The sequence below is a fragment of the Mesorhizobium sp. B2-4-17 genome (assembly GCF_006441275.1).
Lineage (GTDB): Bacteria > Pseudomonadota > Alphaproteobacteria > Rhizobiales > Rhizobiaceae > Mesorhizobium.
Genome location: NZ_VFUX01000027.1, coordinates 12504 through 35811, shown reverse-complemented (window position 1 = coordinate 35811; position 23308 = coordinate 12504). Strand labels below are relative to the sequence as shown.

The following is a 23308-nucleotide window of genomic DNA, read 5'->3' as shown; positions in this document are numbered from 1 at the left end:
AGATTGGCGAAAGCCGACGCGACATCCGATCTCCCCCCTTGAGGGGGAGATGGCCGGCAGGCCAGAGGGGGGCGCTTGGCTCCACGCAGGATCACTATCGAATGGCGACCGGAGGACTTTCTGATGCCAACCCCGCTCGTTGTCTCCGATGTCGCCAAAAGCTTCACCATGCATCTGCGCGACGGCATCAAATTGCCGGTCGTCGCAGCTGTTTCGTTCTCGATCAAGGCTGGCGAATGCACGGTGCTAGGCGGTCCCTCCGGGGCCGGCAAGAGCTCGATCCTGAAAATGCTTTACGGCAACTATGCCGTCGACGAAGGCCAGATCATCGTCAGCCATGAAGGCGGCCTGATCGATCTCGCCAGTGCCAGCCCGCGCACCGTGCTGGCCGTGCGCCGGCAAACCATCGGCTATGTAAGCCAGTTCCTGCGCACCGTGCCGCGCGTCTCGGCGCTCGATGTCGTCGCCGAACCGCTGGTCGAGCGGGGTGAGGAACGCGAGGAGGCGCGTGGCAAGGCACGCGACTTGCTGGCGCAGCTCAATTTGCCGGAAAAACTGTGGGCGCTTCCACCGGCCACCTTCTCGGGCGGCGAACAGCAGCGCGTCAACATAGCGCGCGGCTTCATCACCGAGCATCCGATCCTGCTGCTCGACGAGCCGACCGCCTCGCTCGACGCCAGGAACCGCGACGTGGTGATCGAACTCATCGCCGCCAAGAAGGCAGCGGGCGTCGCGCTGCTCGGCATCTTCCACGACCATGATGTCCGAGAGGCGGTCGCCGACCGCGTCATCGACGTGACAGCTTTCGCTCCGGGAAAACTCGCCGCATGACCAGGAAGTTATCCGAGACACCGTTGGTCCACCCGACGGCGGAGGTACACAATTCGACACTCGGCCGCTGGACCGAGATCGCCGACCGCAGCCGGGTTTCGGAGAGCGAGCTCGGCGACTATTCCTACATAATGCAGGACTGCGCCGTCTGGTGCGCGACGATCGGCAAGTTTGCCAACATTGCGGCAAGCGTGCGCCTCAACGCCACCAACCACCCGACCTGGCGGCCGACGCTGCATCACTTCACCTACCGCGCCTCGGACTATTGGGACGATGCCGAGCACGAGAGCGAGTTTTTTGCGCAGCGCCGTGCCAAACGCGTCACCATCGGTCACGACACCTGGCTCGGTCACGGCTCGACCGTGCTGCCCGGCGTCACCGTCGGCGACGGCGCCGCGGTCGGCGCCGGTGCGGTGGTCTCCAGGGATGTCGCGCCTTACACCATCGTCGCCGGCGTGCCGGCCAAACCGATCCGCGAGCGCTTCGACCGCCGCACCGCTGAGCGCTATCAGGCGCTGGCCTGGTGGGACTGGGACCATGCGAGGCTGCGTGCTTCGCTCGACGATTTTCGCGAACTCGAGGCCGAGGCGTTTCTGGAGAAGTACGGCGGATAACTCAGTGCATCGTTGTTGAGGAGGGGTCCGTTTCATACCCTTGACACAGGACTCGGACAGGAGGCCATCTCCCCAAGGAGATCGAAATGCCCGACACCGTCAGATCCTCGCTCGCCGGATTCTTTGCCGGCTCCAATCCGACGCCGCCGGCGCACCTTGGCACGCGCTACGATGCATCGGGCAACTTTCTCCTCGAGCCCGGCAACACCGTCGTCAGCCATCTGGTCAGCGGCTCGCCCTCCGAAGCGGTGGTGCTGGCCGTGCGCGATCGGATGATGGCAATGCCGGACGCCGACCGCCTTGCCTTCACGCCGGTCTCCAGCCTGCACATGACGCTGTTCCAGGGCATCATCGAATATCGCCGCCGCTTGCCTTACTGGCCACAGGACGTGCCGCTCGACACCAGCATCGACGCCATGACCCGCCTCTATCTGGAACGCCTGAAGGGTTTCGAAGGCTTGCCTCCCTTCAACATCAAGGTTATCGAGGTCGTGCCGACCGGCCTTACCGTTGCCGGCGCGACGGACGAGGACGTGCGCATCATGCGCGAATGGCGCGACGCACTCGCGGTGGCGTTCGGATACCGGCACCCTGATCACGAAACCTACGTCTTTCACATCACCTTCGCTTATCAGATCCAACGGTTTGCGGATGACAGGGCGTCGGCATGGCAGGCGCTGTTCGACGATTGCCTTGCGCTTTTCGTACGGCAGGCCCCGGTGATCGAGATCAAGCATCCCGCATTCTGTGCGTTCCATGACATGAAGCATTTCGAGGAACTGCTGGTGCTCGGCTGATCGTCCCCTCCAAACGCCTGGCGCAGGCCTGTGGGTAGTAACAAAACTGACATCAATCCGACACCGCAGGTTCATGGCGCTGCGCTAGCGAAGACCCAACAGACCTTCAATCGCGACTGGACTGGAGCCCGGCCCCATGTCAGCTACCTCTGCCACGCTCGAAATCCGCGGTGTCAGCCGACGATTTGGCAAGAACACCGCCGTCAGCGACGTCAACATCTCGATCCCGCAGGGTCAGATGGTTGGTATCATTGGCCGTTCCGGCGCTGGCAAGTCGACCCTTCTTCGCATGATCAACCGTCTTGTCGATCCCAGCCAGGGGTCGATTTTTTTTGACGGCGCCGAGGTCTCCAGGCTGCGTGGTTCGCCACTGCGGCGCTGGCAGCGCGACTGCGCCATGATCTTCCAGCAGTTCAACTTGGTGCCGCGTCTCGACGTGCTGACCAACGTGCTGCTCGGCAAACTAAACCATCGTTCGACCCTGTCCAATCTTCTGGGCATGTTCTCGCGCGCCGAATGCGCCGAGGCGGTCGCGGCGCTGGAACGGCTCGACATCGCGCCCACGGCGCTCCAGCCCGCCGGCACGTTGTCGGGCGGACAGCAGCAGCGCGTCGCGATAGCCCGCGCCATGATGCAGCAGCCCAAGGTGATCCTCGCCGACGAGCCGATCGCCTCGCTCGACCCGCTCAATGCCAAGGTGGTTATGGATTCGCTGCAGGACATCAACCTTCGCGAAGGCATCACCGTCGTCACCAACCTGCACACGCTGGACACCGCCCGCGCCTATTGCAACCGAATCATCGGCATGGCCGCCGGCAAGGTCGTCTTCGACGGTCCGCCCGAAGAACTCGACCGCGACGCCGTGCGTCTTGTCTACGGCGCCGATGCCAATGGCAGCGAAATCTCGGAGGCCATCACCTCGACCAGCGTTGCCTACAAACAAAAGATTACCGCATCCGCCGGACCGCTCGAACCCGCTTTCCCGGGATACTGAGCCCATAATCCCGAAAAGTGGAATTCGTTTTTCGGGAAAGATCATGGGCCAAGAAAAGCCGTACTGGATCGTCCGCCCGCGTCAAGGGCACCGTCAAAATCAAGAACGCTGCCGGCGCGGGGCCGGAACCTACAGGAGAGACGTCATATGTTCAGGAAAATGATTTTTGGCGCCGTTTCGGTGCTCGCGATGGCCACCAGCATGGCCCATGCCGCCGACATGAAAGAATTCCGCGTCGGCATTCTCGGCGGTGAAAACGAGACCGACCGCCTGCGCAACTACCAGTGCCTGGCTGACCACCTGAAGACCGAGTTCGGCTTCGAGAAGGTCTCGCTGTTTCCCGCCGCCGACTATGACGGCGTCATCCAGGGCCTGCTCGGCGGCACGCTCGACTTCGCCGAGCTCGGCGCTTCCGGCTATGCCAGCGTCTACATCAAGGACCCGAAAGCCGTCACCCCGATCCTCACCACCAAACAGACCGACGGTTCCACCGGCTACTACTCGATCGGCATGGCGCTGAAGTCCTCGGGCATAAAGGACATCATGTCGGCCAAGGGCAAGAAACTCGGCTACGCCGACCCGGACTCGACCTCGGGCTATCTGATCCCGCTGACCCAGATTCCGAAGACCACCGGCATGCCGAACGATAGCTTCTTCGCTTCGACCCAGTTCAACGGCGGCCATGAGAACAACGTTCTGGCCGTGCGCGACGGCAAGGTCGATGTCGCGGTCGACGATTCCTCGGGCATCGGCGACTTCAAGAACGGCTACAGCTCCGGCACCTTCCACAAGGAAGTCGCCAAGGGCGCCGTCGACCCTAACGACTTCGTCGAAGTCTGGCGCTCGGGCCTGATCCCGAACGGCCCGCTGGTCGTGCGCACCGCGCTCGGCGACGAGATGACTGCAAAGCTCACGGCCTTCTTCACCGACCTGCCCAAGAAGGACAAGGCTTGCTTCGAAGGCGTCGAAGGCGGCGATTTCACCGGTTACGTTCCGGTGAAGCCGGACTTCTACAGCGTCATCGTCGAAGCCCGTAAGGCAGCCATCGGCGGCTGATGATGAAATCGGAAAGGGCGGTGCTGAAAGCGCCGCCCTTTTTGCATCCCCGATCATGACCCTTTCCGTTCCCGCCCCTTCCGGCGCCCCCCACCAGATGGCTGATGCCTGGCGACGCCAGACGTCGCTTCGCCGCTTCTATACGGCGTTGGGCGTCGCCCTGCTGCTCGTGGCGATGTTCGCCAGCATGTGGTTCGCCGACGAAGCCAATGCCGGGCATTTCTTCGACCGGCTGCCCCACCTTCTGGATTTCCTGAGCTGGCTTGTTCCCAAGGATTGGAACGACGTCTGGCGGGCCCTGTTCGACATCGCCTCGCCACATGATACCGGCACCCAGGAATTCAACTTCCCGCTCGGCCGCGTCTATGTCTGGGGCGGGTTCTACGTCCCCGAATATTTCGAGCTGATGCTGACCACCGTGAATGTGGCGCTGGTCTCGACCTTCGTCGGCTTCGTCTTTGCCGTGCCGTTCTCCTTCATCGCGGCGCGCAATCTGACGCCCCATCCGGTGCTGCGGCTGATCGTCAAGCGGTTCATGGAACTGCTGCGCGCCTTCCCCGAGATCGTCATCGCCGGCCTGTTCGCGGCCATCGTCTCGATCGGTCCGATCGCCGCCATCATCGCCATCGGCCTGCACTCCATCGGCGCATTGGGCAAGCTGTTCTACGAAATCAACGAGAACATCGACATGCGTCCCGAGGAGGGCCTGCGCGCCGTCGGCGCCAACTGGTTCGAGCGGGTGCGCTTCGCCGACCTGCCGCAAGTGCTGCCCAATTTCATGTCCTACACGCTGCTCAGAATCGAGATTAACGTGCGCGCTTCGACCATCATCGGCGCGGTCGGCGGCGGCGGTATCGGCGAGGAACTGAAGCTCTCCATCTCGCGTGGCTTCGGCGCCAAGACGCTGGCGCTGGTCCTGCTCCTGTTCACCACCATTTTCCTCGTCGACCAGTTCTCCGCCTGGCTGCGCCGTAAGCTGGTCGGCGAACAGGCTTTTATGATGAACGCCTAGAGCCGGATGATTTCAGGTCGAGTCGACCTGAAATCTGAATCCGTCTCTAAATCAAAAAGCTAGAGCATGATGTCGTCCGAAAACCGCTTCACACTTTTCGGCATCATGCTCTAGACCGTTTTTCGGAAGAGATCATGGTCAACCAGAAAGACAAGACATGGCCGCGATGACCGCCGACGAAATCCTGTCGATCGAGGAGCGTTACCCGCAGGTGTTCCGTCGCCCGGCCTACAAGCGCTACGGCCCGCTGTTCCTGGTCACGGGCACAATGCTGTACCTCGTCTATGCGATGTGGTTCTTCAGCCTGCCTCAGGTGCTGAGGGAATCGCACTGGGAGCGCCTGCCGCTCTTCCTTACACAGTGGATCAGCTACGACCTGCAGCCGGAATTCCGTCTTGATCAACCCGAGATCACGCCAAAATATCCGCGCTTCTCAGCCCTTGGCGATAATCCGAACCCCGACTGGGTGATCAGGAACCCGGACGGCACTTTCACCGTGCAAATAGATGGGCCGGCAAAATCCGTCACCTTCGACAAGACGCAGGCGACGATTACCGCCCACGGCCAGACGGTTCCCGTCTCGCTGACCAGTGGCAAGCCGGTGGTCGAGGGCCAGGTGCCGGACTGGATCACCGCGCATGATGACGAGGTGGTGGCCAGTATGGGTTTCGTCGGCGAGGTCCGCGTCACCGTTGATCGCGTCAAGGTGCGCAAGCGCTTCCTCGGCTGGGCGAATTTCGTCTTCGACACACGCTCGCCCTTCTTCGGCAAGCCAGCCGGCGAAGTGATCTCGCTGATCGTGTCGGGTCCCGAACTGAAGCCGGGCACCTCGAACCTCGCGCTCGCCGGCGATAACATCTGGAACAACGCCCAATGGCAGCACGGCGATGTCTGGACGAAGCTGCTGCAGACCATCGTCATGGCGTTTCTCGGCACGCTTCTCGGCGGCATCGTCGCCTTCCCGCTGGCCTTCTTCGCCGCCCGCAACATCACGCCGAGCGGCGCGCTCAGCCAGGTGCTCAAGCGCTTCTTCGATTTCATGCGCTCCGTCGACATGCTGATCTGGGCGCTGTTCTTCACCCGCGCCTTCGGCCCCGGGCCGCTGGCCGGCAGCGCGGCGATCTTCTTCACCGAGATCGGCACGCTCGGCAAAGTCTATTCGGAAGGTCTTGAGAACATCGACGACAAACCGCGCGAAGGCATCAAGTCGACCGGTGCCAACGGCCTGCTGGTGCAGCGTTATGGCGTAATGCCGGAAGTCATACCCATCTTCATCAGCCAGACACTCTACCAATGGGAATCCAACACAAGGGGCGCGACCATTATCGGCGCCGTCGGTGCCGGCGGCATCGGCCTGAAATTGTGGGAAGCCATGCGCACCAACTCCAACTGGGCCAACGTCTTCTACATGGTGCTGCTGATCCTGCTGGTCGTCTTCATCTTCGACAACATCTCGAACTTCCTGCGCCGTAGGCTGAGCCGGACCATCCACGACTACAACAGGATGCAAGCCCGGCAGGGGTGATCAACGCCCTGCTTGGTAGCGGCCCGCGCCGCCTTCGTCATCCACGGGCGGAGCAAGGAGCGAAGCGACGCGGCGCAGACCCGAGGATCCATGCCGTGACCTAAGCCGTAGAATATAGCGATGCAGAATTCTGAATCGTTGAATATAGCGATGCAGAATTCTGAATCGTTGCGGAGCATCGAGGTCGCGGCATGGATCCTCGGGTCTCCGCGTCCGCTTCGCCCGTGGATGACGAAGGGAGGAGCCTAAGCCGCCTTCTTCCACCCATTCCTGATATGCCTATACCCATCCCGATAAACCGCCTCCGGCGTTTCGGAAAAATCGCGCCACACCTTGGTCGCCGCCGCCAGGTCTTTCAACGAGCGGCCAAAGGCCTCGATCGTCAGCCAGTCGTCGTAGCCACTCTTGCGGATGGCCGCGAAAGTCTCCTTCCACGGAATGTTGCCGCGCCCCGGCACGCCGCGATCGTTCTCCGATATGTGGATATGCACGATGTTGCCGCGATGCTTCGTGTAAGCTCCGATCGGGTCGGCCTCCTCGATGTTGGCGTGGAAAGTGTCGTACATCGCCTTGATGTGCGGGCGGTCGATGGCGTCGATATGCTCCGACAGGTCCGCCATCGTGTTGACGAGGTAGCATTCGAAACGGTTGAGCGCCTCGAGCCCGATTGTGACGTTCCGCTTGCCGGCATGGTCGCCGATGGCGCGTTGCGAAGCAATCGAGCGCTTCTTCTCCGCTGCCGTCGGCCCGCTGCCGGAAAAGGCGCCGAGCGTCGAATGCAGCGGTCCGCTCAATGTGCTCGCGCCAAGTGCATCGGCGCAATCGACAGCCCATTTCATATAGTCGATTCCCGCCTTGCGCGTTGCCGCGTCGGCCGAGATCAGGTTCATCGCCGGATCGCCCATCGCCGAAACCGCGGTCCGCTCCAGCCCGATGCGATCGAGCAACTCGCCCAGTTTCCTGTAGTCGTCGGGCGTGCCGGCGAAGACCGGTATCTCGACGCCGTCGAAGCCTGTCGCCTTGATGTCGCGAAGCAATGGCTCGTGCTTCTTCGATACCGCCGTCGTCCACAAGAACATGCACATGCCGATTTTCATCGACGCTCCTCCCCACTTTAAGCCCGCCGGGTTTCCAAGCTTCAGATCAGGCCGAGCCAAAATGGTCGTTTCCGGGAACCGGAGCGTACTTTTCGCACGTGAACACCGGAAGCGCAGGAACAGCCGCTTGCAGGCCGGCATCACCTGAAGATCGGCACGCCGGTCAAAGCTTCGTCCACGCTCCGTTTTTCTTGGACGACTTCACGCAGGCCTCGATGAAGGCCATACCTTCGACGCCGTCCTCGATGGTCGGGAAGACGACATCCTTTGCCGGCTTGCCGCCCTTGCGGCGCGCCGCGCGGATGGCCCGCGCCGCTTCCTGATAGATGTTGGCGAAACCTTCGAGATAGCCCTCGGGATGGCCTGACGGCACGCGGCTGACGCGGCCCGCCACCGGCAATGCGCCGGCGCCGTTGCGGGTGATCAATTGCTTTGGCTGGCCGAAGGGCGTGTACCAGAGATAGTTCGGGTCGGCCTGCACCCATTCCAGCCCGCCCTTCGAGCCATAGATGCGCAGCTTCAGGCCGTTTTCATGGCCCGGCGCCACCTGGCTTGCCCAGATCATGCCCTTGGCCGGATGCGTTTTTCCGTTCGGCTTGAAGCGCAGCATGACGTTGACGTTGTCGTCGAGTTGCCGTCCCGGCACGAAGGCATCGAGATCGGCCGACAGGGAGTCCAGCTCCAGTCCGGAAACGAAGCGAGCAAGATTGTAGGCATGCGTGCCGATGTCGCCCAGAGCCCCGCCGGCGCCCGCCTGTTTCGGATCGCCGCGCCAGGATGCCTGCTTCTGGCCGGTGGCGGCGAGATCCTCGGTCAGCCAGTCCTGCGGATATTCGGACTGCACGATACGGATGTCGCCGAGCATGCCCTTGGCCACCATCTCGCGCGCCTGCCGCACCATCGGATAGGCGGTGTAATTGTGCGTCAGCACGAACACCTTGCCGGTCTTCTCGACGATCGCCGCCAGTTTTTTTGCTTCGGCCAGCGTCGTCGCCAGCGGCTTGTCGCAGATGACGTGGATGCCGGCCTCGAGGAAGGCCTTGGCTGCCGGCACGTGGACATTGTTGGGGGTGACGATGGCCACCGCCTCGATACCGTCGGTACGCTTCGCCTCGGCCTTGGCCATCTCGGCGTAGGACGCATAGCTGCGGTCCGGATCGAGCCCGAGTTCGGCCGCCGAAGACTTGGCGCGGGCGGGGTCGGAAGAGAGTGCACCGGCAACCAGCACGAACTCATTGTCCATGCGCGCCGCGATGCGGTGCACCGCGCCGATAAAGGCGCCCTGGCCGCCACCGACCATGCCATAGCGGATCGGGCCGCCTCCCGTTTCCGACTTCGATGCGCCGACCATTTTTTGTTGTCTCCCTCGTTGTGCTTACCTCCCCTTGAGGGGAGGTCGATCCGCGCAGCGGATCGGGTGGGGTCGTAGGCCGAAGATCTCGGCCTGAACCTATCCCTCCCGGCGCTAAATGCCCATCATTGCGCGCAGCAGCTTCTTGTCGGTGGTGCCGCCGGCGAAATCGTCGAACGCCCTCTCCGTCACCCGGATGATGTGATGCTGGATGAAGGGCGCGCCCTCTGCCGCGCCATCCTCCGGATGTTTCAGGCAGCACTCCCATTCCAGCACTGCCCAGGAATCATAATCGTACTGCGTCAGCTTGGAGAAGATGCCGTCGAAATCCACCTGCCCATCGCCCAGCGAGCGGAAGCGGCCGGCCCGATTTACCCAACCCTGATAGCCGGAATAGACGCCTTGCCGGCCGGTCGGATTGAACTCGGCGTCCTTGACGTGGAAGGCCTTGATGCGCTCGTGATAGATGTCGATGAATTCGAGATAGTCGAGCTGCTGCAACAGGAAGTGCGACGGATCGTAGTTGATGTTGCAACGCTTATGGCCGCCGACCGCATCGAGGAACATTTCGAAGGTGGCGCCGTCGAACACGTCCTCGCCGGGATGGATTTCGTAGCCGACATCGACGCCATTGTCCTCATAGACATCGAGGATCGGCTTCCAACGCTTGCCGAGTTCGGCGAAGGCCTCCTCGATCAGGCCGGCCGGCCGCTGCGGCCAAGGGTAGAGGTAAGGGAAGGCCAATGCGCCGGAGAAGGTCACAGAGGCATCGAGGCCGAGGTTGCGCGACGCCTTGGCGCCGAAGGTCATCTGCTCGACCGCCCATTTCTGTCGCGCTTGGGGATTGCTGTGCACCGAAGCCGGCGCAAAGCCGTCGAACTGCGTGTCGTAGGCCGGATGCACCGCCACCAATTGACCCTGCAGATGCGTCGACAATTCGGTGATCTCCACGCCGGCATCGGCACAGATGCCCTTCACCTCGTCGCAATACGCCTTGGAGGACGCCGCCTTCTCAAGGTCGAACAGGCGTCGGTCCCAGGTCGGGATCTGCACGCCCTTGTAGCCGAGACCGGCAGCCCATTTGGTGATCGAGGCCAGCGAATTGAATGGCGCGGCATCGCCCGCGAACTGCGCCAGAAACAGCCCGGGACCCTTCATTGTCGTCGGCATAGGCATCCTCCCCTTCTTTGTCGACCAAGCATAGCGCTGATTGAAAACAGGGCCAGCCACTTTGGTCTTTCGCATCGTGCGCTTTGCAGGCATTGCCATTCTGGTATTACCAAATAGGGGAATTTGGTCAAGCCTCACAATGGTTCGGCCAAGCCCTCCGCACATCCGGGATATCGGCACATATTGCAATATAATCAAGGGAATAATTCGCATGCCGCGTTACGCCGCCACGCTTCTTGCCGTTCAGGAGAATTTGCTGTAGACCTCCACTCAGGCTCAATTGGTCGAACCAGTTTGCAGGAAGGGCTGGTGATGCCTTGGGGAGGAGCCCTTGCGTCGTCTTTCGGCGATGCATGTCGCAGGCAAACCATACGGACCAATTTGGAAGGACAGACCATGCATCTTTCGACGCACAACTGGATGCGCGCGGAACCCCTGGAGACCACGCTCAAGCGCATCAAGAAATTCGGCTATGAGTCGATCGAGATTTCCGGCGAGCCCGAGCAATACAAAACCAAGGAGACGCGGGCGCTCTTGAGAGAGCATGGCATCCGCTGCTGGGGTGCGGTGACCTTGATGCTGGGCGAGCGCAACCTTGCCGCCAGGGACCAGGGCCAGCGCGAGCGCTCCGTACAGTACGTCAAGGACGTGCTGACCATGGTCAGCGAACTCGATGGCGAGATCATCACCCTGGTTCCGGCCACGGTCGGCAAGGTGGTTCCTGACGGCACCGAGGAAGAGGAATGGAAGTGGGTGGTCGACGCAACCCGCGAATGCTTCAGCCACGCCAAGAAGGTCGGCGTCAAGATCGCCGTCGAGCCGCTCAACCGCTTCGAGACTTATCTGTTCAATCGCGGCGCCCAGGCGCTGGCACTGGCCGACGCGGTCAGTCCGGAATGCGGCGTCTGCCTCGACGCCTACCATATCCACATGGAGGAATTTAACGTCCATGACGCCATCCGGCAGGTCGGAAAGCGGCTGTTCGACTTCCATGTCGCCGACAACAACCGCTTCGCCGCAGGCCTCGGCCAGATCGACTGGCCAAGGATCGTCGCCACTTTGAAGGAAGTCGGCTACGACGGCGCGCTGACCAATGAGTTCGTCGCTCCGGTCGACCGCACGCCGGCGGCACCCTATCCCGACATGGTCGAGCGCCACCCGGTCGATATCTCGCCCGAGCAGTTGAAGTTCATCCAGGACCATGGCTCCAGCGTGCTCACCGAGAAATTCTACACCGACCAGATGCGCATTACCGCCGAAACGCTGCTGCCGCTGATCAAGTAGTCGACTGTCTCTGGGAAATTTGCCCTTCCGCCTCGACCGGCGGCAGGGCTGGGGAAAAACATGCGCATCAAGACTGTCCAGGCCTGGTGGGTCCGCATCCCGATCGAAGCCGCGCGGCAGCACCGCAGCGACTTCGGCCAGGTGACGACCTTTGATGCCGCCATCTTACGCATCGGGACCGATGACGGGCTGGTCGGCTGGGGCGAAGGCAAGAACGCCGCCGGCAGCGCCGGCAGCTACAGCGCCCTCGTCCATATGCTGAACCATGAGGTCGGGCCGCAATTGATCGGCCGAGATCCAGCCGATATCGGCGTCATCTGGGAGATGCTCTACAACGGCGTGCGCCACGACGGTGCGGCCCGCGCCGGCCACGCCATGCCGCAGTTGGCGCGGCGCGGCATGAGCATTGCCGCCATCAGCGCCGTCGACATCGCGCTCTGGGACATACTGGGCAAATCGCTCGGCCAACCGGTCTGGCGGTTGCTCGGCGGACGCAAGGTCGATCGCATGCAGGCCTATGCCTCCGGCGGCTGGGCGTCCGCCGATGCCATCGGCGAACAGCTGAAATCCTACATCGCCCAGGGCGGCTTCAAGGCGCTGAAGATGCGCGTCGGCGCCATGGATCGCGCCGCACACATTTCCGCGGCCCGCGTGCGCGCCGCCCGCCAGGCGATCGGCCCCGATGTCGAGTTGATGGTCGATGCCCATGGCACCTATACGGTGGCGGAGGCCAAGCGCTTCATCCATCTCGTCAACGACCTTGATCTCGCCTGGTTCGAGGAGCCTGTCATCGCCGACGACAAGCCGGGCATGGCGGAAGTGCGTGCCTCCGGCGCCGTTCCGATCGCCACCGGCGAGAGCGAGGCGACGCGCTATGCCTTCCGCGATCTCGCAATGCTCAAGGCCGCCGACATCTTCCAGCCTGATCCCGCCTTCTGCGGCGGCATCAGCGAGGCGATGAAGATCGGCACCATCGCCAGCGCCTTCAACCTGCGCTTTGCACCGCATCTATGGGCCGGCGCGCCCTGCTTCTTCGCCGGGCTGCATGTCTGCGCCGCATCGCCATCAAGTTTCACCGTCGAATATTCGCTCGGTGCCAACCCGATGATCCACGACCTGATCGAAGAGACTGTCGAAGCAAGGGACGGTATGATAGCGATCCCCGAAAAGCCCGGATTGGGGTTCACCATTTCGGAGCGGTTCCTGGAGGCGCACGCGCAACGCAATTGACGATGAAAGAAAAGAACCTTCTCGCGGAACTCGCCGCCTATCTGTTCTCCCACTCCGACAAGGAGACGGGCCGTACGCCGTCGGAACGCGAACTGGCGGAGCATTTCGCCGTCAGCCGCGGCCAGATCCGCGAGGCGCTGGCTATCCTCGAAGCCATGCGCATCGTCGAGCGCCGGGCCAAATCAGGCATCTATATCGACACCAAGCAGGCAAGCGTCGAGGCGCTGGCGCTGTTCGCGCGCGCCGGCCTGCCGCTTGATCCGTTGCAGATCTATGAGACCGTCGAATTGCGCAAGATCCATGAGATCAAGGCCGCCGAGCTTGCCTGCTCGCGCGCCACCGAAGAGAATTTCGAACGGCTGCGCGAAATCCTCAAGGCCTCCGAGGAGCGCATCGTCGCCGGCGAAGGCCTCGCCAAGGAGGACCGCGAGTTTCACCTCGAGATCGTGCGTGCCACCAAGAACGGCGTCTTCCACAACATCTGCAGCGTCTACTATCTGATGGGCGAGCAGCGCCTGCCGATCTACTTCAACGATCCCGAACGCAGCGTGCGTTCGCATGCCGAACACGTGCAGATCTACGAGGCGCTGCTGCGCCGCGACGGCAATCTCGCCCAGGCGCTGATGAGTGCCCATCTGCAGGGCGCGGAAAGCTACTGGAAAGGCCTGATCGAGGGCGGCAAGGCGGTTGCGCCAGCGAGCCCGGCGTTCGAAAAGGCCTGACCGTGGCCGAGACCGTGCCGAAGATCCTGTCGACCCATCCGCTGCATCCGCGCGCTTCAGCCAGGCTCGCCGGCGCCGGTCAGATCGTCATCGCTTCGGCGCTCGATGCCGGCACCCTCACCAAGGAGGCCAGGGACGCCGACATCGTCATCGTCCGCGCACCGCTGCCGCCGGCGTTGTTCGAGGGTGCCTGGAAGCTGCGAGCGGCGATCCGCCATGGCGCCGGGCTCGACATGATCCCGATGGAGGCGGCGACCGGCGCCGGCGTGCTGGTGGCCAATGTGCCGGCGGTCAATGCGCGCTCGGTGGCCGAACACGTCATGTTCGCGGCCCTTGCGCTGCTGCGGCAATTCCGCAGGGTCGACCGCGACCTGCGCGCCAAAGGCTGGCTTGCTGGACGCGAGCATGCCAACGCCAATATCGAGCTTGCCGGCAAGACCATCGGCATCGTCGGCCTTGGCGCGGTCGGGCAGGCCGTCGGCCATATCGCCGCGCAAGGCTTCGACCTGAAGGTGGTGGCAACGACACGCAGCATGCAGCCGGCGCCGGAGAAGGTCGGCTTCCTGTCGATCGACGCGCTGGTCGAGCAGAGCGACATCATCGTGCTCTGCTGTCCGCTGACGCCGGAGACGCGCGGCCTGATCAGCCGCGAGCGCATCGCGCGCATGAAACCCAACGTGCTCTTGATCAACGTGTCGCGCGGGCCGGTCGTCGACGACGATGCGCTGATCGAAGCCTTGCGGGGACGCCGCATCGGCGGCGCCGCGCTCGACGTGTTTTCGACGCAGACGCTGCCGCCAGATCATCCCTATTTCGGCTTCGACAACGTCATCATCACCCCGCACATGGCAGGGATCACCGAGGAATCGATGATGCGCATGGGGATTGGCGCGGCGGGCGAGGCCTTGCTGGTGCTGGCGGGCAAACTGCCGGTCAATCTGCGCAATCCGGAAGTGGTCGATCACTACCGGCGACGGTTTCCGCTCGACATATAGCGCATTGCGGTTTCGCCCTGCCGATCAGCCGCCCAGCAGCCTCTCCACTTCAGCGGCAATCCGCAGCAGATGCCGATCATGGCCATTCCGTGCCACCAGCATCAGCCCGGCCGGCAGCGCCATGTCAGTCATCGGCAGCGAGATCGCGCAGAGGTCGAACTGGTTGGCGATCTGTGTGTTGCGCAGCAGCAGACCCTCGATGCGATCACGCAGTTCGGCATCCTCGGCCATGGAAACGATGGTCGGCGCCGTCACCGGCGTGGTTGGCAGGGCCAGTACATCGACCGGCGTCAGGCGCTCGTCCATGGCGGCGGCGAGCGCACTGCGGCGGCGTAGCGCCCTGATGTAGACCGGCGTCGGCAGCATTGCGGCCCGCGACAATGGCCCGCTGACATGAGGGTCGACCGGCACCGATGCGCCCGTCGCCAGCCAGTCGGCATGCACTTCAGCCCCTTCCATCGCGGCGATCGAGCCGCGCTTGGTGGCCGCACGCAGATCCGCGATCATGTCGTCGATCGACAGATTCGCGATGCGCGCGCCAGCCTGTTCGATCTTGCCAAGGCAATGCTCGAAGGCCGCGGCAATTTCGCGTTCCGCATCTTCGAAAAGAATGCCGCGCGGGATGCCGACGCGAAGCCCGGCGAGTGCAATGCCCGCCAGTTCGCTCGGCATCTCGCCGGCCATCACCGCATCGGCAGCGGCACATTGTGCGACGGTTCGGGCAAGCGGCCCGATCGAGTCCAGAGTGCTCGACAGCGGAAAGGCACCGGCAAGCGGCACGCGCCATGCCGTCGGCTTGAAGCCGACGACGCCGTTGAGCGCCGCCGGTATGCGGATCGAGCCGCCAGTGTCGGAGCCGATCGAAATGTCGCTCGTTCCTTCGCCGACGGAAACGCCAGCGCCTGACGACGAACCGCCCGGAATGCGGCTGGCGTCGGCGGCATTGCCTGGCGTGCCGTAGTGCATGTCGTCGCCGATCGCGGTGAAGGCGAATTCAGTCATATTGGTCTTGCCGATGACGACCGCGCCGGCCTGCCGCAGCCGGCCGACGATAGCGGCATCGCGCGCAGCGGGCGTGGCGGTCTTGCGCATCAGCGAGCCGGCCGTGGTCGGCTCACCGGCGACATCGAACAGATCCTTGATCGAGACAATGGTGCCATCGAGCGGCCCGAGCGTCACGCCGGCTCGCTTGCGGGCATCGCTGGCGTCGGCCGCCGCGCGCGCCGGCTCCGCGTAAATCCTCGTGAAAACGCGTTCGTCGCCGGCGCGGGCGGCAAGGCGCGCAAGAATAATTTCGAGATGATCGCGGACGGATTGCATTGTCGGTGTCGGACTCCGGACTGCCTGAACGTCTTAAGATGAGAAGCCAGTTGCATGGCTTGCCGAGACTTAACCCGGCGAAGGCGGTTTTGCACCCCTGCCAGATGCGAGGAAGAAAGATGCTCTACAGAGGCAGCTGTCACTGCGGCAAGGTCGCCTTCGAATTCAAGGCGAGGCTGACCGGTGTCGTGCGGTGCAATTGTTCAATCTGCTCGCGCAAGGGCGCGCTCCTGTGCGCCGTCCCGCATGAAAGCCTGACAGTCCTCGCCTGGGCTGATGACCTCAGCACCTATACATTCGGCAATCATGCCATCGCGCACCGTTTCTGCCGCACCTGCGGCATCCACCCTTTCGCGGAGGACGTACGCGAAGGGAGCGAGCGCAGCGCCTACATCAACCTCAACTGTGTCGAGGGTATCGACATTTCCGTTCTGTCGATCTTCGACTTCGACGGTCGGTCGGCCTGAGCCTCTCGCTCGTTCCGGCGGGAACGATCCGGCGCCGCAACCCGCTTTGTTGCCGCCACCACGACGGCAACGGCCCGAAAACCGTGACGGTTCTCGGGCCGTTGCCAGGAATGGCTGTCGGCGGACACTATTCGGCCTGCTTCGGGCCGCGCAGGAACACGAGGACCGCCGCCAGCAGTGTTGCACTGCCGCAATAGGCGAAGGCGCTGGCGACGCCGGCATGGTCGACCAGCAGGCCGCCGAAGACGGCGCCCATCGCAATCGCCACCTGGAAGGTCGCCACCATCAGGCCGCCGGCGCTTTCGGCCTGGTCGGGCGCGGCCCGCACCAGCCAGCTCTGCAGCCCGACCGGGACAGCGCCGAAGGCAAAACCCCAAGCCGCGACGGCGGCGACGGCGATCATCGGCGAAGCGCCGAAGATCAGCATCGAAGCGGCCGCCAGGGCAATCAGCAAAGGGGCCAGCGCCACGGCGGTCTTAAGGCTGCGTTCGGCCAGGATGCCGCCGACGATGTTGCCGAAGAAACCGCCTATGCCATAGGCCAGAAGCACCAGCGAGATCGTCTCGATGTCCAGCACCGGCACCTTTTCGAGGAAGGGACGGACATAGGTGAAGCCGGCAAAGTGCCCGGACGCGACCAGCAACACGACCAGCAGGGCCACCCGGATCGATGGCCGCTCCAGCACGTCGAGCAAGGTGCGGAAGCTCGCGACGCCAACCGGCGGCAGCTTCGGAATGGTGGCCAGTTGCACCAGCAACGCCAACGCACCGACGATGGTCGCGATCATGAACGCCGTGCGCCATCCCCACACGTCGCCGACATAGGCGCCGACGGGGGCGGCGGTGACGGTGGCCAGCGAAACGCCGGTCAGGATGATCGACATGGCGCGTGGCATCAGCCGCATCGGCACCAGCCGCAGCGCCATCGCCGCCGACATCGCCCAGAAGCCGCCGAGCGCGACGCCGAGCACGACGCGGGCGAGCAGAAGCATGGGCAGCGACGAGGCAAAGGTGGCCAGAAGGTTGGACAGGATCAAGAACGTCGTCAGCATCCACATCACCAGCCTGCGATCCATGCGCCGGGTGACGATGGCCATGGTGGGCGCGGCGATGGCCCCGACGATGGCGGTTGCGGTCACCGCCTGGCCGGCGACACCTTCGCTCACACCGAGATCGCGTGCCATCGGCGTCAGCAGGCTGGCGGGCAGGAATTCGGCGGTGACGAGGCCGAAGACGCCAAGCGCGAGCGAAACCACGGCACCCCATGCCGGCTCGGTTCGTTCATCGGATTCTGCGGGATTGAGAAGTGCGGCGTCGATGACGCCTGTCACGGGTTCAGCCATGCTCAGTCTCCGATCTGTTGGCAGCGCCACATAGGAAACGGCCGGCTGGAGCTCCATCCGTTACAGGACTCGCCATCACGGTTGGCTAGGGGCCGGTCGTCGATTTGTTTGCGGCGCAACGTTAAGCTGCACTGCAACATAAGGAGTGACGGGCTGGAGTTTCCATGCTAGAAACCCCATTATGTTTGACCGTTCGTCCAAAATTCCGGTCACCGGCGACCCACTGACAGACATATTGCGCGGCCTGCGCCTGGATGGTGTCGAATATGGCCGCTGCGAAATGAAGGAGCCGTGGGGTATCCAGTTCCCGGCTCAGCCCGGGGCGCGGTTTCATTTCATCGGCCGCAAGGGCTGCTGGCTGAAGCAGCCTTCAGGCGAGTGGGTGCAGCTCAATGCCGGCGATGCGGTGCTTTTGCCGCGCGGCGAGGCTCATGTGCTCGCCAGCGAACCCGGTGCGCAGACCTGGCCGATCCATGGCTACGAGCTCGAGGAAGTCTGCAAGGACGTCTACTGCACGTCGAACGCGGAGATGTCCGACAAGAATTGCCAGCCGGGAACGCTGCTGTTCTGTGCCAGCATGTATTTCAACCTTGATGGCCTGCATCCCCTGCTCGGCATGATGCCGGACGTGATGCGAACGCACGAACTGGAAGCCTATGAGCCGGGCATTCCGCATCTCCTCGAATCGATGGCGCGCGAAGTCACGATGGAACGCGTCGGCTCCGGCGGCATCCTGGCGCGGCTGGCCGACGTGCTTGCCGCGACAGTTATCCGCTCATGGGTCGAGCGTGGCTGCGGCGACTCCTCCGGCTGGATCGCGGCGGTCCGGGACCGCGATATCGGCCGCGTGCTGGCCGCCATTCATCTCGAGCCGGACCACGACTGGACGGTCGAGGCGCTGGCCAGGATGATGGGCGCCTCGCGCTCGGGCTTTGCCGAGCGTTTCGCCACCATCGTCGGCGAGACGCCGGCAACATACGTCACTCAGGTCCGAATGCATCAGGCGAGGCAGTGGCTGGTCCGCGACCGCATGAAAATATCAGTCGTTGCCGCTCGTCTCGGCTATGAATCGGACGCCGCCTTCAGCCGTGCCTTCAAGCGCGTCATCGGCTCGGCGCCCAGCCATTTCCGTGCCGAGGAACAGGCAGAGATCCGTCAGGCCGGTTGACCTTTCCTGTCCCGCGCCCCTCGAACGAAGCAACACCTATGAGGCATGCCGTAGGCTGACGCCGCTGCCCTTGTCGAACAGCACCACCTTGTCCGGGTTCCAGGCAAAGCGCACCGGCTGCTCTATCGCGACATCGGTCCTGGCCGGCACCGTGGCGCGCAGCATCGCCTCTCCGACGCGCAGCGTCAGGATCTTCTCCACGCCGTGGTTCTCGACGTCGTGGACACGCGCCTCGACTGGCGCACCGCCCTCCAGATAGACGTCCTCGGGACGGATGCCGAAGACGAGCGGGCGACCATCTGTCGCCGCACTCGCCTTGGCTCCCCCCGAAAAGGGCAGTTCGAAATTCAACGGTGCCATGACCGCGCGGCCATTCACCAGTCTGCCGTCGATGAGGTTCATCGGCGGCGAGCCTACGAAGCTCGCCACATAGGTGTCGCGTGGATTGTTGTAGATCTCGTGCGGCGTGCCGGTCTGCACGATCCGGCCATGGTTCAGGACGCCGACCTTGTCGCCCATCGACATCGCTTCGATCTGGTCGTGGGTCACGAACAGGAATGTGGCGCCGAGCTGCATCTGCAGGTTTTTCAACTCGGTGCGCAGCGCCTCGCGCAGCTTGGCGTCGAGCGCCGACAGCGGCTCATCCATCAGGAACACGCGCGGCTTGCGCACGATGGCGCGGCCGATCGAGACGCGCTGCATCTCGCCGCCGGACAGACGGTCGGTCTTGCGGTCGAGCAGGTGCTCAATGCGCAGCGTGCGCGCCGCACGTTCGACACGGTCCTTGATCTCGGCGCCTGGCAGCCGACGGATCTTCGGCTTCAGCGGAAATTCGAGGTTCTCCCGCACCGTGTAGCGCGGATAAAGCGAATATTGCTGCAGCACCAGCGCCACGTCGCGCTCGGCCGCGCCCCAGTCCGCAACGTCGACGCCGTCGATGAACACCTGCCCCTCGCTGGGTTTTTCCAGGCCGGCGATCAGCCGCAGCGTCGTCGTCTTGCCGGCGCCCGTCTCTCCGAGCAGGACGAAGAACTCGCCATCGGCGATGTCGAGATCGAGCCCGGTGAGCGCCGTGTGGTTGCCGAAACTCTTGGAGATGTTCTTGAGCTGGATATGGGCCATCAGAGCCTCACCTCAAGCGACTTGCCGCTTGCCTTGTCGAAGAAATGCGCCTGCGTCGGATCGATCCGGGCGAATACCTTCTCGCCTGGCCCGCTCACGAAGCCGCTCTTGGTGCGGGCTCGCAGCATCTTTGAACCGACTTTGAGATCGACGATGTCGAAGGAGCCGAGCGGTTCGACGATCTGCGTGTCGACGGCCATGAAGCCGTCGGCCGCGTCACGGCGGATGAGCACGCCTTCCGGCCGGATGCCAAGTGCCAACTGCCCACCGGCATGGCCGTTGAGCTTCGACAGCAAGGCGCTGGGAAACTCAAAACCGGTGGTCGCGTCGCCGACGATCACCGATGCGAAGGAGGCTTTCTCGGTCACCGCCGCGTCGGCGACATTCATCACCGGGCTGCCGACGAATTGCGCCACGAACAGATTGGCGGGATGTGAATAGACCTCGTCTGGAGTGCCGACCTGCTGGATGAAACCCTCATGCATGATGACGATGCGATCGGCCAGGCTCATTGCTTCGATCTGGTCATGGGTGACATAGATCGTGGTCGAACCCTGCTTGACGTGCAGCCGCTTGATCTCGGCCCGCATCTCCTCGCGCAGCTTGGCGTCGAGCGCGCCGATCGGCTCATCCATCAGCATCGCCTTCGGCCGCCGCACCAGGGCCCGGCCGATGGCCACGCGTTGCATGTCGCCTCCGGAGAGCGCCGACGGCTTCTTGCCGAGCAGGTCGGTGATGCGCAGAACCCGGGCGACCTCCCGAACCGACTTGTCCACCTCGCCGCTGCCCATGCGCGTTGCACGTAGCGGAAAGGCGATGTTTTCGAAGACCGTCATATGCGGGTAGAGCGAAAACGATTGGAACACCATGGCGATGTCGCGGTCGGCTGCCCTGAGGTGCTGCACTGCCTTGCCGTCGATCAGGATGTCGCCCTGGTCGATCGTCTCGAGCCCCGCTATGGCGCGCAGCGTCGTTGTCTTGCCGCAGCCCGACTGGCCGAGCAGCACGATGAACTCGTTGTCGGCGATGGCGAGGTTCAAATTGTGGATGACCTGAACGGCGCCGAAGAATTTCTCGATGCCGCGAAGTTCGATCTGCGTCACTACCGGGCTCCCTCATGCGCCGTGGCGCCGGTTTTCTCGCTGCGGGCCGGTGCGATCTTTGACGTGATGTTGAAGCCGATCAGCCCGATCAGGATGATCGTCACACCGTAGGAATGCAGGCCGAGACTCCATGGCTGGCAGAGCGCGACGATGCCCAGCACCATGAGTATCTGCGAGGCCGGCAGCAGGTATTTCTCGTTGACGGCGCGAAAACTCATTTGCGGATCGCTCCGAAGGTCACGCCGCGAAGCAGGTGGTTGCGCAGCAGGAAGGTGAAGATCGCGACCGGCAGCAGGAACAGGAAGGTTCCCGCCGCGATCGTGGTCCAGTCCGGCAAGCCGGAACCGATCTGGCTGGGGATGAAAGGCGGCGCCGTTTGCGCGCGCCGGTTGGTCATGATCAGCGCGAAGGCATACTCGTTCCACGCGGTGATGAAGCAGAACACGGCGGTGGCGGCGATACCGGTCGCGGCTTCCGGCAGCACGATCTTGAAGAAGGCCTGCATGCGCGTGTAGCCGTCGACGAGCGCCGCCTCCTCATACTCCTTCGGGATCTCGTCCATGAAGCCCTTCATCAGCCAGACCGAGAAGGACAGGTTGAAGGCGACGTAGAGGATGATCAGGCCGATATGCGAGTCGTTGAGGCCAACGACCCGGTACATCAGGAACATCGGGATCGCCACGACAACCGGCGGCAGCATGCGTGTCGACAGGATGAAGAAGAGCAGATCCGCCTCGCCCGCGATCTTGAAGCGCGAGAAGCCGTAGGCGGTGAAGGTTCCCATGCCGACGGCAAGCACCGTGCTGATGATCGCCACGATAAGGCTGTTCATGAACCGGTCGGGGTACTGCGAAAGCTGCACATCCTTGCCGACCTTCAGCACCCGCTCGCCGCCGTCGTAGATGCGCTTTTCCCACCAAGGCGCGGCCTCGTAGACTTGGGGGTCGACGGCCTTCTGCATCTGTACCCGCTTGGTGAACAGACGGATGAATGGCGTGACCTCCGGCTGGAAAAGAACGGTGGGCGGCACCGTGATCGCCAGTTCCTTCGGCTTGAAGGCCGTGGAGGCGATCCAGTAGATCGGCGCGAGGAAGATCAGCGTCGCGATCAGCACCGAGACGACGGCAATGCGGTTGAGCGCGATCTCGCTGGTGGTACGCACGGCGGCCATCGGCTAGCGTTCCTTCACCTTGTTGAGGTACTTCACGTAGAGGTTGGTGATGGCCAGCACCATGATCAGCACGATATAGGCCAGCGCGCAGGACTTGCCGGTGTCCCACTGCTGGAAGGCTTGCTTGTAGAGCCGAATTGCGATGAGCTCGGCGGTCGGCTGGGTTGTCATCGTGTAGGCGATGTCGAAGGTCTTGAAGGCTTCCATCGTGCGGAAGATCAGCGCGATCAGCAGGATCGGCGAGACCAGCGGCAAGGTGATGCGGGTGAAGGTGTACCACCAGCCTGCGCGGTCGATCGCGGCGGCCTCGTAGAGATGCTGCGGCACGGCCGAGAGGCCAGCAAGCGAGAGCAGCATGACGAAGGGCGACCACATCCAGATGTCGGTGATCGCGACGGCGTAAAGAGCACTGTCGGGATTGGAAAGCCAGGCGAAGTCGCCCAGGCCGAAGACGTAGTTGATAGGCCCCCAGGACGGGCTGTACAGCAACTGCCAGAACAGGCCGACGACCGCCGCCGACATCATCATCGGCAAAAGCAGCAGTGTGGTGATCAAGCCTTTCATCGGAAAGCTGCGATTAAGCAGCAGGGCCAGGCCGAAGCCCACGATCATCTGGCCGGTCACGGAAACGATGACGTACTTCGCCGTAGTGACGAAGTTCGACCAGATGTGGTCGTCGCTGAGCAGCTCGCGGTAGTTCTGCAGGCCGACGAACTGCCACGGCTCGCTCCGATTCGCCGCGAAGTTCGTGAAGGAGTAGCCCAGCGAATAGATCAGCGGGAAGATGTTGAAAACGATCAGGAAAGCCAGCGTCGGGATGATGAACATATTGCGGATGGTCAGATCCGACCAGCCCCGCGCGGCGGCTCTGGAAGCAGGATCAAGATGGGTGAGGGCTACCGAAGCCAATGATCGTCTCCCCGAAACAGGAATGCCG

23 protein-coding genes are annotated in these 23308 nt (G+C 63.2%); 13 read left to right on the top strand and 10 right to left on the bottom strand.

Annotated elements, in window-relative coordinates; genetic code table 11:
- Positions 1-123: 123 nt before the first annotated feature.
- The 7 genes from phnL to phnE (FJ548_RS21135) all read left to right on the top strand — a co-directional run bounded on the left by phnL (position 124) and on the right by phnE (FJ548_RS21135) (position 6829).
- Complete coding sequence (phnL, locus tag FJ548_RS21165) at positions 124-831, top strand: phosphonate C-P lyase system protein PhnL (RefSeq protein ID WP_140778871.1); 708 nt, start codon at positions 124-126, stop codon at positions 829-831.
- Positions 828-1445 carry a DapH/DapD/GlmU-related protein gene (locus tag FJ548_RS21160; RefSeq protein WP_140778870.1) on the top strand — a complete coding sequence of 206 codons (618 nt, stop codon included), beginning with the start codon at positions 828-830 and terminating at the stop codon, positions 1443-1445. The genes phnL and FJ548_RS21160 overlap by 4 nt, the downstream gene beginning before the upstream one ends.
- 86 nt (positions 1446-1531) lie before the next feature.
- Positions 1532-2242, top strand: coding sequence for a DUF1868 domain-containing protein (locus FJ548_RS21155; protein WP_140778869.1), 711 nt, complete (start codon positions 1532-1534; stop codon positions 2240-2242).
- A 136-nt stretch (positions 2243-2378) separates the two neighbouring features.
- The gene (gene phnC / locus FJ548_RS21150; RefSeq protein ID WP_140695407.1) at positions 2379-3236 is read left to right on the top strand and encodes a phosphonate ABC transporter ATP-binding protein; all 858 of its coding nucleotides are present in this window, start codon (positions 2379-2381) and stop codon (positions 3234-3236) included.
- A gap of 147 nt (positions 3237-3383) precedes the next feature.
- The gene (gene phnD / locus FJ548_RS21145) at positions 3384-4292 is read left to right on the top strand and encodes a phosphonate ABC transporter substrate-binding protein (protein ID WP_140609296.1); all 909 of its coding nucleotides are present in this window, start codon (positions 3384-3386) and stop codon (positions 4290-4292) included.
- A 55-nt stretch (positions 4293-4347) separates the two neighbouring features.
- Positions 4348-5304, top strand: coding sequence for a phosphonate ABC transporter, permease protein PhnE (phnE, locus tag FJ548_RS21140; RefSeq protein WP_140778868.1), 957 nt, complete (start codon positions 4348-4350; stop codon positions 5302-5304).
- Positions 5305-5461: 157 nt separating this feature from the next.
- On the top strand, positions 5462-6829 hold the full coding sequence (gene phnE, locus FJ548_RS21135) for a phosphonate ABC transporter, permease protein PhnE (RefSeq protein ID WP_140609300.1): 1368 nt from the start codon (positions 5462-5464) through the stop codon (positions 6827-6829).
- 245 nt (positions 6830-7074) lie between these two features.
- Here phnE (FJ548_RS21135) and FJ548_RS21130 read toward each other — a convergent pair whose 3' ends face one another.
- The 3 genes from FJ548_RS21130 to FJ548_RS21120 all read right to left on the bottom strand — a co-directional run bounded on the left by FJ548_RS21130 (position 7075) and on the right by FJ548_RS21120 (position 10447).
- A complete protein-coding gene (locus FJ548_RS21130; protein WP_140778867.1) occupies positions 7075-7926 on the bottom strand; it encodes a sugar phosphate isomerase/epimerase in 852 nt (283 codons plus the stop codon).
- Positions 7927-8089: 163 nt separating this feature from the next.
- Positions 8090-9277, bottom strand: a complete 1188-nt coding sequence (locus tag FJ548_RS21125) for a Gfo/Idh/MocA family oxidoreductase (protein ID WP_140609304.1) — start codon at positions 9275-9277, stop codon at positions 8090-8092.
- 114 nt (positions 9278-9391) lie between these two features.
- Positions 9392-10447 (bottom strand): sugar phosphate isomerase/epimerase, encoded by a 1056-nt coding sequence (locus FJ548_RS21120; RefSeq protein WP_140778866.1) that lies wholly within the window; start codon positions 10445-10447, stop codon positions 9392-9394.
- Between the two features lie 396 nt (positions 10448-10843).
- Between FJ548_RS21120 and FJ548_RS21115 the strand changes: the two genes are divergently transcribed.
- Genes FJ548_RS21115 through FJ548_RS21100 form a run of 4 tightly spaced genes read left to right on the top strand, consistent with a single transcriptional unit; the run spans position 10844 to position 14678 of the window.
- Entirely contained in the window at positions 10844-11731 is an 888-nt protein-coding gene (locus tag FJ548_RS21115; RefSeq protein WP_140609308.1) for a sugar phosphate isomerase/epimerase, read from the top strand.
- Positions 11732-11791: 60 nt separating this feature from the next.
- Positions 11792-12961, top strand: a complete 1170-nt coding sequence (locus tag FJ548_RS21110; protein WP_140764573.1) for a mandelate racemase/muconate lactonizing enzyme family protein — start codon at positions 11792-11794, stop codon at positions 12959-12961.
- A 2-nt stretch (positions 12962-12963) separates the two neighbouring features.
- Positions 12964-13683: a FadR/GntR family transcriptional regulator gene (locus FJ548_RS21105; protein ID WP_140764570.1), complete on the top strand. Its 720-nt coding sequence runs from the start codon at positions 12964-12966 to the stop codon at positions 13681-13683.
- Positions 13684-13685: 2 nt separating this feature from the next.
- Complete coding sequence (locus FJ548_RS21100) at positions 13686-14678, top strand: hydroxyacid dehydrogenase (RefSeq protein WP_246678725.1); 993 nt, start codon at positions 13686-13688, stop codon at positions 14676-14678.
- Positions 14679-14702: 24 nt separating this feature from the next.
- Here FJ548_RS21100 and FJ548_RS21095 read toward each other — a convergent pair whose 3' ends face one another.
- Positions 14703-15998 (bottom strand): amidase, encoded by a 1296-nt coding sequence (locus FJ548_RS21095; RefSeq protein WP_140778865.1) that lies wholly within the window; start codon positions 15996-15998, stop codon positions 14703-14705.
- A gap of 119 nt (positions 15999-16117) precedes the next feature.
- Here FJ548_RS21095 and FJ548_RS21090 point away from each other — a divergent pair, with 119 nt between their 5' ends.
- A complete protein-coding gene (locus FJ548_RS21090) occupies positions 16118-16465 on the top strand; it encodes a GFA family protein (protein WP_140778864.1) in 348 nt (115 codons plus the stop codon).
- Positions 16466-16592: 127 nt separating this feature from the next.
- Here FJ548_RS21090 and FJ548_RS21085 read toward each other — a convergent pair whose 3' ends face one another.
- Entirely contained in the window at positions 16593-17807 is a 1215-nt protein-coding gene (locus tag FJ548_RS21085) for an MFS transporter (protein WP_140778863.1), read from the bottom strand.
- A gap of 181 nt (positions 17808-17988) precedes the next feature.
- Here FJ548_RS21085 and FJ548_RS21080 point away from each other — a divergent pair, with 181 nt between their 5' ends.
- Positions 17989-18975 carry an AraC family transcriptional regulator gene (locus tag FJ548_RS21080; RefSeq protein ID WP_140778862.1) on the top strand — a complete coding sequence of 329 codons (987 nt, stop codon included), beginning with the start codon at positions 17989-17991 and terminating at the stop codon, positions 18973-18975.
- A gap of 36 nt (positions 18976-19011) precedes the next feature.
- On the opposite strand, the gene FJ548_RS21075 is transcribed toward FJ548_RS21080, so the two are convergent.
- From FJ548_RS21075 to FJ548_RS21055, 5 genes are read right to left on the bottom strand one after another with little or no spacing between them, the layout of a single operon-like run.
- Positions 19012-20097, bottom strand: coding sequence for an ABC transporter ATP-binding protein (locus FJ548_RS21075; protein ID WP_140778861.1), 1086 nt, complete (start codon positions 20095-20097; stop codon positions 19012-19014).
- A complete protein-coding gene (locus FJ548_RS21070) occupies positions 20097-21200 on the bottom strand; it encodes an ABC transporter ATP-binding protein (RefSeq protein ID WP_140778860.1) in 1104 nt (367 codons plus the stop codon). Before FJ548_RS21070 ends, FJ548_RS21075 begins: the two co-directional genes overlap by 1 nt.
- A complete protein-coding gene (locus tag FJ548_RS21065; RefSeq protein WP_140744967.1) occupies positions 21200-21418 on the bottom strand; it encodes a hypothetical protein in 219 nt (72 codons plus the stop codon). Before FJ548_RS21065 ends, FJ548_RS21070 begins: the two co-directional genes overlap by 1 nt.
- Complete coding sequence (locus FJ548_RS21060) at positions 21415-22371, bottom strand: carbohydrate ABC transporter permease (RefSeq protein WP_140778859.1); 957 nt, start codon at positions 22369-22371, stop codon at positions 21415-21417. The genes FJ548_RS21065 and FJ548_RS21060 overlap by 4 nt, the downstream gene beginning before the upstream one ends.
- A 3-nt stretch (positions 22372-22374) precedes the next feature.
- Positions 22375-23280 carry a sugar ABC transporter permease gene (locus FJ548_RS21055; protein WP_140764555.1) on the bottom strand — a complete coding sequence of 302 codons (906 nt, stop codon included), beginning with the start codon at positions 23278-23280 and terminating at the stop codon, positions 22375-22377.
- Positions 23281-23308: the final 28 nt, after the last annotated feature.